We start from the raw sequence: 13,271 nt of genomic DNA on the forward strand, positions 1-13,271 counted from the left end.
ACCCACGCGACCGCCGCGTATAAGTCGAACCGCTCGTCTACTCCTCTCGCTTCATTGGACTACTCGCCCGAGCCGTTCGAGACGGTGACCTGCGCCGTCCGGATCACCTTCTCCGCCATCTCGTAGCCCGGGCGGTGGACGTCAGCGATGGTCCCCTCCGGCTCGTCGGAGTCGACCTTCACGAGCACCTCGTGGCGCTGCGGGTCCACCTCGTCGCCGGGCTGGGGCTCGATGACCTCGACGTTCTCGTCGTCGAGCACACGGTCGAAGACGCCGAGCGTGGACTCGATCCCGTCGCGGATCTCCACGTCCTCGTCCTGGTCGAGGGCGCGAACGAGGTTGTCGCGCACTTCGAGCAGCCGCGTCACGAGGTCCTCGGTGGCGCGGGCGGCCTCCTGCTCCTGTTTGCGCTCCATGCGCTTCTTGAAGTTCTGGAAGTCCGCCTGCTTGCGCTTGAGTTTGGATTCGAGCTCGTCGCGCTCCTCACGGGCGTCGGCCAGTTCCGACTCGGCCGTCGCCGCCCGCTCGCGGAGCGCGGCGATCTCACGCGCCAGCTCCTCGGGCTCGGCGTCCTCGACGCGGGCGACGAGCTCCGCGTCCGGGTCCGCCGGCGTCTCGGCCTCCTCGTCGGGTGCGACTGCCTCTGCCCCCTCGTTCTCGCTCATGTACGGGGGAAGGGTTCTGCGGCGTATAAGGGTTCAGAAATCAGCCGTCCGGACGGACGCGGCATGCGCGGCGGACCGCACGACGGAGTGGCGGCGGACTTATACGGCACCGCGGCCGAACGCGAACAATGGCCGTCACGCTCACCTACGAGAACGGCACCGTCCGGGTGGACGGGGCCGCCGAGGGCCTGCCGTACGTCGAGGCCGACCCCCGTTCGAAGTCGGGACGGGCCCCGGCGTTCCGCTACCCGCTGGTGAAAGCGGCCCTCGAGACGCGTGACACCCCCCTCGACGACCGGGTGTTCGACCTCCCCGACCTCGACCTCTCGACGGAGTACGACCTCCGGGAGTACCAGACCGCTGCGCTCGACGCGTGGGGCGACAACCGAAACCGGGGGATCGTGGAACTCCCCACCGGCAGCGGGAAGACCGTCGTCGCCATCGGCGCGATGGTCGCGCTCGAAACGCCGACGCTCGTCGTCGTCCCGACCATCGACCTCCTCGAACAGTGGCGACGGGAGTTGGAAACCGAGTTCGACCGGCCGGTCGGCCAGCTCGGCGGGGGTGAACAGGTCATCGAGGACCTCACCGTCTCGACGTACGACTCCGCGTACCTGCGCGCGGAGGACCTGGGGAACCGGTTCGGCCTCGTCGTCTTCGACGAGGTCCACCACCTCGGCGGCGAGGGGTATCAGGACATCGCGCGCCTGCTTGCGGCCCCGTCGCGGCTGGGACTGACGGCGACCTTCGAGCGCCCGGACGGCGCGCACGAGGCCATCACGGAGCTGCTCGGGCCCGTCGTATATCAGGTGAACGTGGACGACCTCGCGGGGGAACATCTCGCCGACTACGACATCAAGCGCCTCGCCGTGAGCCTCACCCCCGAGGAACGCGAGCGCTACGACCGCCTGCAGGGAACGTTCGTGGAGTACCTCCGCACCTCGGGCGTCCAGCTCCGGTCGGGCAGCGACTACCAGGAGCTCGTGAAGCGCTCGGGGAACGACCCCCGGGCCCGCGAGGCGCTGCTCGCCAAACAGCAGGCCCGTGAGGTGATGATGAACGCCGAACGGAAGGTGGAGCGACTGGGCGCGCTGCTCGACCGCCACCGCGAGGACCGGGTCATCGTCTTCACCGCGTTCACCGACCTCGTCTATCGGCTCTCCGAGCGCTTCCTCATCCCCGCCATCACCCACGAGACGGGGGCGGCAGAGCGCCGCGACATCCTCGCGAAGTTCAGGGAGGGAACCTACTCCCGGGTCGTCACGGCGAACGTGCTCGACGAGGGGGTGGACGTGCCGGACGCCAACGTCGCCATCGTCCTCTCCGGGTCCGGAAGCGAACGGGAGTTCACCCAGCGGCTGGGGCGGGTGCTCCGCCCGAAATCCGACGGGGGTCGCGCCCTGCTGTACGAGCTCGTGACCGAGGAGACCGCGGAGGAGGGCGTCGCCCGGAGGCGTCGCTAATGTTAACGAAGGACCTCCTCCGGGTGTCGCGCGCAGGCGGGGGCTACCGCCCGCAGTTCACGAGCCCCGACGATGAGGTGGTGGCACGGCGCGTCCTGGAGACCTACCGCGAGCACCTCGGCGAGCCCAGAGCGCGACTGGACGAGGCGCTGACCGAGGTGGAGAACGACTACGAGTCGTTCAAACTCGTCCGGGGATTCGCCAAGCTCTGTGACCGCGAGGCGACCTTCGAGACCGAGGCCGAGATCCCGCCCGAGCGGGCCCGCAGGGTGGCGTTCGCGGCCGCCGAGGAGCTGGGCGCGGTCACGCCCGACGAGCGCGAGCGGGCGCTCGCGCGGGCCGCCGAGCGCCTGCACGTCGCGCCCCAGGTCGTCGAGGAGGCGCTCTACGCCGACCTGGAGGACCGGCAGGTCCTGACGGCGTTCGAGCCGCGCTGGGATTCCGAGGAGCTGCTGACGCAGTACGACCTCTCGCTCGCGCAGACGGCGCTGTTCGACGCGACAGAGGTCAGAATCCGAACGGTGGACCCGAAGGCGCTCGTCTCGGCGGTGAAGCGGCTCCGGCTCCTGTACGAGATCCGCAAACGCGAGGGCGGCAGAGAGGTGGTCGTCACCGGGCCGGACGCGCTGTTCAAACGCTCTCGCCGGTACGGCACCCGGTTCGCCCGGCTGCTCCGCACCGTGGCGAAGACCGCCGACTGGGAGCTCACCGCGACCATCGACGACCGCGGGACGGAGCGCGAACTCCACCTCACCGACGCGGACGTGTCGGTGCCGGGCGTCGACCCGCTCACCGAACCGGATTTCGACTCGGGCGTGGAGGCCGACTTCGCCGCGCGGTTCCGCGCGCTCGACCTCGACTGGGCGCTGGTCCGCGAACCCGAACCGCTCGAAGCCGGCGAGCACGTCGTCATCCCCGATTTCGCGTTCGACTGGAACCACTCGGGGTTTCGCGTGTTCTTCGAGATCATGGGCTTCTGGACGCCCGAATATATTGAAAAGAAGCTCTCGCGGTTCGCGGCGCTGGAGGACGTGGCGTTCCTCGTCGCCGTGGACGAGTCGCTCGGCGTGGGTGAAGAAGTGGAGGCGCTCACCGACGGAGCGATTCCCTACTCGGGGACCGTCCGGGTGAAGGACATCCGCGACGCCCTGCGGCGCTACGAGGCCGACCTCGTCGCCGACGCCGCGGCCGCCCTCCCCGACGAACTGGCCCCCGATGCGGACGTGGTGACCATCGCCACCCTCGCCGCGGAGTTGGGTGTGAGCGAAGACGCGGTCGAGAACAAATCCTTCCCCGACCACGAGGTCGTCGGGCGCACGCTCGTCCGTCCCGCGGTGCTCGACCGCGCGAGCGAGGCCATCGCGCCGGGGATGGCGCTCTCGGCGGCCGAGGACGCGCTCTCGGAGCTGGGTATCGAGGACGCGAGCGCCATCCTCTCCAGGCTGGGCTACCGCGTGGAGTGGGAGGGGCTGTCGGGTGGGACGGTCCGCGAGAAGTAGCAGCGGTCAGGGCCGGGGGACCCGTGAGATGGCGAGGACGCCACCGACGGCGAGGAGCCCGCCCAGCCCGAACGCCGCGGCCCAGGAGACGCTCTGGATGACGAAGCCGGTGGCGACGGGAGCGAGGAGCGACCCCCCGATGGAGAGCGTCATCAACACGGCGAGGCTCGTCCCCCCGGAGCCGGCGCCCGACACCTCCTCGACGTAGACGTAGAAGACGCCCGTGCCGAGCTGTGAGCCGATGCCCGCGAGCACGAGCGCGACCGCGAACCCGACGACAGAGGTCGCGAGGACGGCGATGACCAGCGCGGGGACGACGAGCAGGAACGCACCCACGATGACGGGCCGACGGCGACCGCCGAGCCGGTCGGAGAGCCAGCCGCCGCCGGGGCGGGCGAACAGCCCCATCGCGGGGAGCAGCGCGGCGAGCGCGCCCGCAGCGCCGGCGTCGACGCCCACCACCTCCGTCGCGTAGGTCGGCATCCACGAGTTGAACAGGACGAAAAGCGAGTAGGCACAGAAGCTGCTGAGCGCGATGGCGAGCACCCGGCGGTCGCCGAGCGCGCGTCTGAACCCCGCAAGCGAGAGCGCGGACTCGTTGCGCACGGGGCCGTCGAGCGCCCAGACGAAGAGAGGGAGCCCGCAGACGGCGACGGCCGCGTACCCGGCGACGACGCCCTGCCAGCCGACGAGCGGTTCGAGCGCGGGGCCGGCCGCCTGCGCGAGCGTCACGCCCGCGGGCGCGCTCGTGACGAACAGGCTCGTGCCGACCGCACGGCGGTCGACCGGGAACGACTGGCCCACGATGTTCGCGTTCGCGGTCCAGAGGAACACCGCCGTGACGCCGGCGACGAACCGGGTGGCGAGAAAGGCGGGATAGGTCGTCGTGAACAGCCCCGCGACGGCCGCCGCGGTGAACACCCCCGTCCCGGCCCAGACGAGCCGGCGGTTGTCGTAGCGGTCCATGAGGAAGCCGCTCGGGAGCTGGAAGCAGACCCACGCGAGGAAGACGACGCTGATCGCGAGGCCGGCGGTCGGCTTGTCGATGCCGAACGCCGCGGTGAACGGCGGCATGATGCTCGCCGGCGCGAACGTGTAGGCGTTGAACCCCGTCGCCATGAGGAAACAGCCCGCGAGCGCGAGCCACGGGTGGCTCGTCGGGGACGACCGGGAGGCCATACTCGGGGGTCACCCCCCGGTCGTAAAACCGCGATGGTCGCGGCAGGGTTGCTCGGGGGTCAGTACGTCGGCGACTCCGCCCGGATGATATCCGTCAGGTCGTCGAGTTCGCCGTCGATGAGGACGAGGAGGTCGTCGAGGGTGATGATCCCCGTCAGCTTCCCGTCCTCGAGGACGGGCATCCGGCGGACGCCGGCGTCGCTCATCTTCCGGCAGAGCACCGCCACGCCGTCGTTCGTGTCGGCACACACCGGGTTCCGGGTCATGACGTCGCGGGCAACGGTGCTCTTCGGGTCCTTCCCCTCCGCGACGACCTGCATGGCGATGTCGCGGTCGGTCACGATTCCCTGCACTTCCTTCTCGCGCTCGATGATGACCGACCCGACCTTGCGGGATTTCATCACGTTCGCGATGTCCCGTATCGACGTCTCCGGGGCGGCTGTCACGAGGTCGAGCTGTTTTCGTGCGAGTTGTCCGAGGGGCATCTGATTCACCGGGAGTGTCTCCCAGCCACCCTACGCGCTCACCGAAGGAGAACCACGCGCGGAGAATCGGGAAGAACGGCGAAAGGTCGGCTACAACTCGCGCTGGCGACCCTTCGGGATCTGCGAGCGGAGCTCGCCGTGGAGGTAGAGGCCGACGCCGATGGGCTCCGACTCGCCTGCGAGGTCGTGGCTCACGATGAGATACCCCCAGTCGCCGTCCCACTCGGGCATCGCCTGGTCCTCACCGCGGACGAACCGCGTCGCCTCCTCCTCCGAGAGGTGGACGACGTTCTTCGTCGCCGCGTGCCCGAACCGCTGGGCCCCGTTCGTCGTCAGCTTCCAGTGCTCCTGTCGGGCGCGCAGAAGCGAGAGGCCGAGCCCCTCCACGGCGATCGGCGAAGGAGCGTCCGCGTGGAACGCCCAGATCTTGCCCGCACCGCGCTCCCAGAAGGTGAACTCGGCGAACGTCTCCGGGTCGATGCCGTAGGAGTCCTCGAAGAACGCGAGGACGGCCGCACGCGAGGGACGGCCCTCCACCTCGCGGTCCGCATCGGTCGCGGGGAGCTTCCCGAACCGCTTGCCCTGGTTCTCCCTCATGCCTGCACCTCCAGTTTCGCACAGAAGAACCCGCCCGTGTCGTTGTGCTGCGGGTAGATGCGGTGGGCCCTCCTCACGTCCTCGGAGTACTCCTCCCCGTGCCACTCCGTGACACCGGGAGCCGTCTCGAACGGAAGCTCGAACGCCACCAGCTCCACGTCGCAGTGCTCCAGTGCGTAGTCGAGGACGGCCTCGTTCTCCTCCGGCGCGAAGGTGCACGTGGAGTAGACGACGGTGCCGCCCTCGCGCGTCACCTGGATCGCGCGTTCGAGGATCCCCTTCTGGACCCCGGCGATCCCCTCGACGTGGTCCTCGGTCCACTCGTCGAGCGCGTCGGGGTTCTTTCTGATGGTCCCCTCACACGAACAGGGCACGTCGGCGAGCACGCGGTCGAATAGCGCCCCGTCGAAGGGTTTCAGCGAGAAGTTCCGGGCGTCCTGTCGGGTGACCGCGAGGTTCGTCACGCCGCAGCGCTCGGCGTTCGACCGGAGCGCCGACAGGCGGCCGAGGTTGTTGTCGTTGGCGACGAGGGTTCCCTGGTCGTCCATCAGCGCCGCGAGCTGGGTCGTCTTCGACCCCGGTGCGGCACACGTATCCAAGACCCGCTCGCCGGGCTGGGGGTCGAGCACCTGCGCCGGAACGGCGGAGACCTCCTCCTGGCCGTAGAGCCAGCCGTGGAAGTAGGCCCACGATTTCCCCGGCTCGCCGGCGTCGAGTTTCAGCAGGCCGGGGTGCCAGTCGGTCGGTTCGTAGTCCACCCCTGCCTCGTCGAGCGCGCGGCGCGCCCGCTCGACGGTGGTCTTGATGGTGTTGACCCGGACGACGGAGGGGAGCGGCCGCTCGCAGGCGGCCCGGAAGGCCTCGGGGTCGTCCATGAGGGGCTCGTACCGCGCGAGCACGTCCATACCCGGGTTCGGTGAGGCCAAGGCTTGTGGGTTTCGTCACGCGGGCGCGGTGGCCACGCGCTCGCACGCGGCCCCCGCGTTTATCTCGCCCGCGTGCCAAGTTCCAGTATGGCACACGTCCAGGTCTACCGCGACGACATCGAGTTGGAGTCGCCCACCCTCATCGAGGGGCTCCCCGGCGCGGGCCTCGTCGGCAAGATCGCCGCCGACCACATCGTCGAACAGTTCGACATGGCCTACTACGGGGCCGTCTTCTGTGACGGGCTCCCGCAGGTCGCCGTCTACCACGGCGACGGCCACGACACCATGCCACCCGTCCGGCTCTACGCCGACGCCGAGCGCGACCTGCTCGTCCTCCAGAGCGACGTGCCGGTCTCACCCAACTCGGCCGACCAGTTCGCGGGCTGTATCACCGGCTGGCTCCAGGAACACGACGTGTTCCCGCTCTACCTCTCCGGGCTCCCGACCGAGAAGGACGGCGTCCCCGAGGTCTACGGCATCGCCGCGGGCGACACCGCCGACCGGCTGGAGGCGGCCGGAATCACCCACCCACACGAGGGCGGGCTCGTCTCCGGGCCGACCGGCGCGCTGCTCCACCGCGCCACCGAGATCGGCTTCGACGCCGTCGGCCTCATCGTCGAGACGGAAGCGCAGTTCCCCGACCCCGAGTCGGCCCGCTCGCTCATCGCCCACGGGATCGAGCCGCTCACCGACATCGAGGTGGACACTGACGAGCTCGTCGAGCGCGCCGAAGAGATTCGGCAGGCGAAAGAGCAACTGGCCACGCGACTCCACGAGTCGGAGAACGAGTCCAGCAGCGAGGCCAAACCCATCCGCGGGTTCCAGTAACCGCGACCCCGAGAGAGCTCGCACGCGCCACTGCCCCGCTGCACGCACGCCCGCTGCCGCAACGCTCTTTCCGTTCCCGCCCGTCGGTCGAAACATGACGCAAGACGAGCGACAGCAGACGGCTCGCCGCATCAACCGGATGCCGACACTCGGGCTCGGCACCTGGAAGAACGACGACCAGTCGCAGTGCGCCGAGTCCGTCCAGACCGCCCTCGAGACGGGCTATCGTCACATCGACACCGCCCAGATCTACCGGAACGAGGAGGGTGTCGGGAAGGGGATCGCCGCCGCGGACGTGCCCCGCGAGGACGTCTTTCTCGCCACGAAGGTCTGGATCTCCAGTCTCGACGAGGAGGGCGTCACGGAGACGACGAAGGAGAGCCTCGACCGGCTCGACACGGACTATCTCGACCTGCTGTACGTCCACTGGCCGTCCCGGACGTACGACGCGGAGGAGACGCTGACGGCGTTCAAGGACCTCAAGAACGCTGGCCACATCGAGCGCATCGGCGTCTCGAACTTCGAGCCGGAGCATCTCGACGAGGCACGCGAGGTCATCGGCGACGACGTCTTCGCGAACCAGGTCGAGATGCACCCGCTGCTCCAGCAGGAGGCGCTCCGTGAGTACTGCAGCGAACACGACATCGAGCTCGTCGCGTACTCCCCGCTGGCCCGCGGCGAGGTGTTCGACGTGCCCGAGCTCACGGAGGTCGCCGAGAAACACGAGGTCAGCGAGGCGCAGGTGAGCCTCGCGTGGCTCCGCGAGAAGGGCGTCACCCCCATCCCGAAAGCCACGAGCGCGGCCCACATCGAGGACAACTGGGCCGCTCGCGACCTGACGCTCGACACGGAGGACGTGGCGCTCATCGACTCCATCGAGCGCGAGGAGCGGCAGATCGACCCCGACTTCGCCCCGGAGAGCTGGTAAGGAACGAACGGAGCGTTTTCGCCCGACAGCACGCAGAGGGAGCCGCGAGGCCGGAACATTCAGGTGGGGTCGCAGACACCTGACTGGTATGGCGACGGAGGGCGACTACGAACGCGAGGGACTCATCGACGGGATCCGGGTCGACGTGGTGCGGCTCCACGAGACGTGGATGGAACTGCTGTTCCCGCGCCAGCGCGGCGCGGCCCACTCCGTCCTCGGGAAGTGGCGCCCCACGTCGGGCGTCGACAAGGTGAAATACCGGATCTGGAGTGCCATCGGCGCCCCCCTCGTGGCGATCGTCTACCCCCTCGCTCTCCTCGGATTCGCGACGCGGTTCTACTCCCGACGCATCGACCGCGGGGTCGCTCGCGTCGGCCTCATTGGCGTCACCCTGCTGTCGATTCTCGTCTGGGGCGGGCTCACGGCCGCCGCCCGAGTCAGCTTCGGGGCGACCGCCGAAGGGTTCTACGCCGTGGCCGCCGCGTCGCTCACCGCCGTGCTCGCGAGCGTCCTCGCGGTGCTCTTTACCCGCGTCGGCGGCCGGGGGACGACCGTCCTCCTCGCGTACCCGTTCGGGATGACGGCGATATTCCTCCCGCCCGTCGTGGCCGCGCTCTACTCACCGACGGTGGCGAACGCGATTCTCCCGCAGAGCTACGACCTCGCGAAGTACTTCCTCGACACCGTCGCGCCCGCGCGGCTGGCGACGTTCCTCCGCGCGAGCTACGACCTCGAGGGGGTCGCCTACGTCATCATGTGGTTCGCCATCGCGGTGCCGCTGGGCTGGCTGCTCGGCATCCTCGTCACCTTCGCGGACATCGTCCGCCCCAAAGACGAGGAATAGCGTTCCGGCTCTCGAAGCCTTTTGCTCGGGTCGCTCCTACTGGAGGTATGGAGTTCACACAGACGACGACGCTCGGCGTCTTCCTCGCGGTCATCGTGGTCGGCATCGGTGGCCTGCTCGGCGCCGGCGTGATGGCCACGAACACCGTCCTGATGATGGTCGCACCGGCGATGGTCGTCTTCGGCCTGCTGATGCTCGGACTGGGCGTCAAACACGGGGAGTATCGCGCGTCCCAGTAATCACATGTAGCCCAGATCGCGCAGCTGGGCCATCAGCCCCTCCTTGTCCTGCGCGCGGCCGGCGCGCTCGGTGGTGGTCTCGAAGTCCTGGAGCCACGCGGGGACCGCGCCGCTCGTCCCCGACCCCTCCACGGTGCCGAGCGAGCGGTAGCCCTCGAAGTACTTCGGGGAGACCGGGAGGTCCTCGGGGGCGAACCCCGCCAAATCGTCGACCGACTCGGGGACGTGGCCCTCGGGCCACCCCTCGACGGCGTCGGGGACGATGTAGAACCAGAACGCGTCCCACACCGCCCGCTCGTCGAACTGCAGGATGGGGTGGACGCGGTCGTGCGGCGGGTACTTCTCCGCGTCGTGGCGCGGCGAGAAGAACGTCTCCGTCGCGCGGGCTTCCTGTTCGTCCCAGCGGACGCCGGAGAAGACGCCGTCGAACCCTTCCTTCGCGAGGAGGTCGTTCAGCGCCACGGTCTTCAGGAGGTGGTTGCCCGCGTAGGAGTCGGCATCGAGGGTGAACGTCTCCCCCTCGTGTCCCACGCGGGCGAGTTCGCGGCGGGTCGCCTCCGAGAGCTCGGCGAGCGGGATCTCGTCACCGGGGGCCGCGCCCGTCGCGGCGATGTCCTCGTTGTGCGCGACGATGAGCTCGAGGGCCCACCGGTCGGCCCAGCGCTCGACGAACTGCTCGGTTTCGTCGAAATGCTGGAAGTGGTCGAGGAAGACGACCGGTGGGAGTTCGAGTTCGAGCTCCGCACACACCTGCATCACGACGTAGAGCACGAGCGTGGAGTCCTTCCCGCCGGTCCACATGACTGCGGGGTGCTCGTAGGATTCGAGCGCCTCGCGGGTCACGGCGACGGCCTGCTCGAACTTCGCCTTCAGCGAGGGGTAGTCACTCGCCGCGCCGCCGCGGCCGGCTTCGTAGTCGAGGGAGAGGTAGTCGGGGAAGGTGCTCATCGCCCGTAGCTATCGCTCGGCGATTTCATCTACCTTCCGCGCCGCGTGGGCGCACGGCTCTCAGATGGGGCGTACAGGCGACCCGTGACCGTCCGTGGGCGAGCGGGTCGCACTCCCGCCGTGACTCACCCACGCCCTGCTCAGGACATGGGCAGGGCTGGTCGCGTACTGGGTGAAAAACGTTCGGCGACGACGGCCGAACGAACCGTTGGCGGGATGTCCGAGCGAGGGCGCGCCTGCGCCCGAGAGAGGTTCACCGCAGGCGAGCGGAGCGAGCCTGCGGCCTTTTTGGTGGAGATTTTTCAAGGAGTGGTTCCCGCAGGTCGCCGCAGGCGACCGAGGAAACCCGACGCAGAAAAAGGTCCTACATGTAGCCCAGGTCTCGCAGCCGTTCCATGAGGTCCTCCTTGTCCTGAGCGCGGCCGGCGCGTTCGGTGGTGTTCTCGAGGTCCTGCAGCCACGCGGGCTCCTCGGCGGACTTGTCCGTCGAGATCTCCGAGCCGAGCGAGCGGAAGCCGGCGAAGTACTTCGGGGAGACCGGGATGTCCTCGTGGGTCAGGCCGTTCGGGAGGTCGTCGTAGTCCTGCGGGACGTACCCCTCGTCCGGGTACTCCGCGACCGTCTCCGGGACGACGAAGTGCCAGAAGGCGTCCCAGACGTCGGCCTCGTCGAACTGGAGGATGGGCTGGATGCGGTCGTGCGGCGGGTAGATCTCGGGGTCGTGGCGCGGCGAGAAGAACGTCTCGTCGGCGCGGGCCTCCTGTTCGTCCCAGCGGATGCCGGAGATGACGCCGTCGATGTCGTACTCCTCCAGCGCGTCGTTGAGCGCGACGGTCTTCAGGAGGTGGTTGCCGACGTAGGTGTCGAGCAGGAACGGGAAGGTCTCCTCCTCGTACTCGAGGATGTCGCGGACGTGGTGGCGGTTGTGCTCGGAGAGCGCCGAGATGTCGATGTCGTCACCGGGTGTGAGGTCGTGCTCCTCGACGTACTGGCCGACGTCCTCGTTGCGGGCGTAGACGACTTCGAGGTCCCACTCGTCGGCCCAGTGCTCGACGAAATCGAGGAGCTCGTCGAAGTGCTGGAAGTGGTCGATGAACACCGTCGGGGGGATCTCCAGGTCGAACCGCTCTGCGACCTCCTTCACGAAGTAGAGCGTGAGCGTGGAGTCCTTCCCACCGGTCCACATGATGGCGGGGTTCTCGTACTCTTCGAGCCCCGTCTTGGTGACCTCGATGGCCTTCTCGATCTTGTGTTCGATGCTCGGGTAGTCGGCAGCGGTCTCGCCCTCACCGTCGGTGTAGTCGACGTTCAGGTAGTCCGGGAACTGCGCCATGTCTCGTAATGAGATATAATTAGGCGGCTAAAAGGTCTTTTGGCCTACGATTCCGAGGGGTGTGGGCACGCCACACGGGAGAGAGCCAGGGTCGGACGAGGACAGGGGGTCGCGCGTGCGCGCGAACGAGGTCACTGTCGGGTGTGAGATCGAAGACGGGGAGGTGGTCAGTTGATGAACTTGTTATCCCGCCACTGGACGGTGCGTTCGGCCTCGCGCTCGCGCGGGTCCTCGATGATCTCGATGGTCGCGGCCCGGTCCTCGCCGTTCACGATGCGGCGAGCTTCGAGTTCCCCGTCGACGGTCGCGATAGCGGTCAACTCCCCCTTGTCACACCAGCGCGCGAGGTCACACAGCACCTCGAACATCGGGTACTGGAGCGCGGTGTTCTGGAGGACCGTCTCGCGGTCGCCCTTGAAGCAGGCGTACTCGACGAGCTTGGAGTTGATCTGCTCTTCTTCCTCCTCCTGTGCCTGGCCGAAACTCGTCCACTGCGGGCTGCCGCCACCACCGCCGCTGCCGTTCATCGACGGCTCCGGGGGTTCTTCGACCCACTCCCCCTCTTCGTTCTCGTACACGCGGTTCTCAGAAATAGACGCCTTCAGCTGTGCTGTGGGCGTATATTTCGAGATGTTATCCTCAGCGGCGACAGCGCTGATGATGAGCGTGTTGTTTCGTCGGGTGATCTCGACGTCGGCTATCTCGACGGGGAGGTCGACCTCGTCGAAGAATGTCTGTACGTCTTCCAGTGGCAGTTCGAGCGTCGAGTGAAGTCTGAATACACGGCTAGTCATGTTGTACCCTGTCCCGGGGCTCCGCAACGCCCCCTGACCTCGGCGGTCATCAGTTCCTAAGGGTTTCTAACTTATATCATCTGCCCTTCCACACGTCGTGTGTTGACATGGAACACGACTTCCGGGTGTCGGTTCCGGAATCCGCCGTCTCAGGCGTTGAGCGTGTCAGCCAGCTCACCGCGCTCGTCCAACTCGGCGAGGATGTCCGACCCACCGACGAACTCGCCGTCGACGAAGGTCTGCGGGATGGTCTCGAAGCCGGAGTGTTCCGACAGCGCCGCGCGGTACTCGTCGATGGAGACGAGCACGTCGACGGTCGTCACGTCCTCACGGTACTGCTGGATGAGGCGGATGGCCTTGTCGGAGTAGCCACACTGCGGGGCCATCGGGTTCCCCTTCATAAAGAGGACAACCTCGTTCTCCTCGATGGTCTCCGCGACGTGTGTGTCGACCTCCTCCTGGGGCATCCCGCCCATATCGAAGCTCATGTCTCCTCCTTGTCGGGGAACGGAAAGGGCCTTTCGCCCCGCTCGGGGACGGTGA

15 protein-coding genes are annotated in these 13,271 nt (G+C 68.1%); 6 read left to right on the forward strand and 9 right to left on the reverse strand.

Going from position 1 to position 13,271, the window contains the following annotated elements:
• Positions 1–59: 59 nt before the first annotated feature.
• Entirely contained in the window at positions 60–665 is a 606-nt protein-coding gene (gene grpE / locus ACQUQR_RS06550) for a nucleotide exchange factor GrpE (RefSeq protein WP_435195651.1), read from the reverse strand.
• A 128-nt stretch (positions 666–793) separates the two neighbouring features.
• On the opposite strand from grpE, the gene ACQUQR_RS06555 reads away from it, so the two are divergent.
• Positions 794–2,128: a DEAD/DEAH box helicase family protein gene (locus tag ACQUQR_RS06555; RefSeq protein WP_435195652.1), complete on the forward strand. Its 1,335-nt coding sequence runs from the start codon at positions 794–796 to the stop codon at positions 2,126–2,128.
• Complete coding sequence (locus tag ACQUQR_RS06560) at positions 2,128–3,627, forward strand: DUF790 family protein (RefSeq protein WP_435195653.1); 1,500 nt, start codon at positions 2,128–2,130, stop codon at positions 3,625–3,627. The genes ACQUQR_RS06555 and ACQUQR_RS06560 overlap by 1 nt, the downstream gene beginning before the upstream one ends.
• Before the next feature lie 6 nt (positions 3,628–3,633).
• On the opposite strand, the gene ACQUQR_RS06565 is transcribed toward ACQUQR_RS06560, so the two are convergent.
• From ACQUQR_RS06565 to ACQUQR_RS06580, 4 genes are all read right to left on the reverse strand, one after another.
• Entirely contained in the window at positions 3,634–4,806 is a 1,173-nt protein-coding gene (locus ACQUQR_RS06565) for an MFS transporter (RefSeq protein WP_435195654.1), read from the reverse strand.
• Between the two features lie 59 nt (positions 4,807–4,865).
• Positions 4,866–5,291 (reverse strand): CBS domain-containing protein, encoded by a 426-nt coding sequence (locus tag ACQUQR_RS06570; protein WP_435195655.1) that lies wholly within the window; start codon positions 5,289–5,291, stop codon positions 4,866–4,868.
• A gap of 90 nt (positions 5,292–5,381) precedes the next feature.
• Positions 5,382–5,888 carry a DUF7122 family protein gene (locus ACQUQR_RS06575; RefSeq protein ID WP_435195656.1) on the reverse strand — a complete coding sequence of 169 codons (507 nt, stop codon included), beginning with the start codon at positions 5,886–5,888 and terminating at the stop codon, positions 5,382–5,384.
• Positions 5,885–6,793: an RsmB/NOP family class I SAM-dependent RNA methyltransferase gene (locus ACQUQR_RS06580; protein ID WP_435195657.1), complete on the reverse strand. Its 909-nt coding sequence runs from the start codon at positions 6,791–6,793 to the stop codon at positions 5,885–5,887. The genes ACQUQR_RS06575 and ACQUQR_RS06580 overlap by 4 nt, the downstream gene beginning before the upstream one ends.
• A gap of 108 nt (positions 6,794–6,901) precedes the next feature.
• Between ACQUQR_RS06580 and ACQUQR_RS06585 the strand changes: the two genes are divergently transcribed.
• From ACQUQR_RS06585 to ACQUQR_RS06600, 4 genes are all read left to right on the forward strand, one after another.
• A complete protein-coding gene (locus ACQUQR_RS06585; protein ID WP_435195658.1) occupies positions 6,902–7,642 on the forward strand; it encodes a proteasome assembly chaperone family protein in 741 nt (246 codons plus the stop codon).
• Between the two features lie 94 nt (positions 7,643–7,736).
• On the forward strand, positions 7,737–8,570 hold the full coding sequence (locus tag ACQUQR_RS06590; RefSeq protein ID WP_435195659.1) for an aldo/keto reductase: 834 nt from the start codon (positions 7,737–7,739) through the stop codon (positions 8,568–8,570).
• Positions 8,571–8,658: 88 nt separating this feature from the next.
• Entirely contained in the window at positions 8,659–9,414 is a 756-nt protein-coding gene (locus ACQUQR_RS06595) for a hypothetical protein (protein WP_435195660.1), read from the forward strand.
• Positions 9,415–9,461: 47 nt separating this feature from the next.
• The gene (locus ACQUQR_RS06600; RefSeq protein ID WP_435195661.1) at positions 9,462–9,653 is read left to right on the forward strand and encodes a DUF7333 family protein; all 192 of its coding nucleotides are present in this window, start codon (positions 9,462–9,464) and stop codon (positions 9,651–9,653) included.
• On the opposite strand, the gene ACQUQR_RS06605 is transcribed toward ACQUQR_RS06600, so the two are convergent.
• The 4 genes from ACQUQR_RS06605 to ACQUQR_RS06620 form a co-directional block, all read right to left on the reverse strand.
• Positions 9,654–10,601 carry a phosphoadenosine phosphosulfate reductase family protein gene (locus tag ACQUQR_RS06605; RefSeq protein ID WP_435195662.1) on the reverse strand — a complete coding sequence of 316 codons (948 nt, stop codon included), beginning with the start codon at positions 10,599–10,601 and terminating at the stop codon, positions 9,654–9,656.
• Between the two features lie 364 nt (positions 10,602–10,965).
• Complete coding sequence (locus ACQUQR_RS06610; RefSeq protein WP_435195663.1) at positions 10,966–11,934, reverse strand: phosphoadenosine phosphosulfate reductase family protein; 969 nt, start codon at positions 11,932–11,934, stop codon at positions 10,966–10,968.
• A 167-nt stretch (positions 11,935–12,101) separates the two neighbouring features.
• Complete coding sequence (locus ACQUQR_RS06615; RefSeq protein WP_435195664.1) at positions 12,102–12,728, reverse strand: DUF7110 family protein; 627 nt, start codon at positions 12,726–12,728, stop codon at positions 12,102–12,104.
• A gap of 149 nt (positions 12,729–12,877) precedes the next feature.
• On the reverse strand, positions 12,878–13,216 hold the full coding sequence (locus ACQUQR_RS06620) for a glutaredoxin family protein (RefSeq protein WP_435195665.1): 339 nt from the start codon (positions 13,214–13,216) through the stop codon (positions 12,878–12,880).
• Between the last annotated feature and the right edge of the window lie 55 nt (positions 13,217–13,271).

Source organism: Natronomonas sp. EA1 (assembly GCF_051195035.1).
Taxonomy (GTDB): Archaea; Halobacteriota; Halobacteria; order Halobacteriales; family Haloarculaceae; genus JBNTJV01.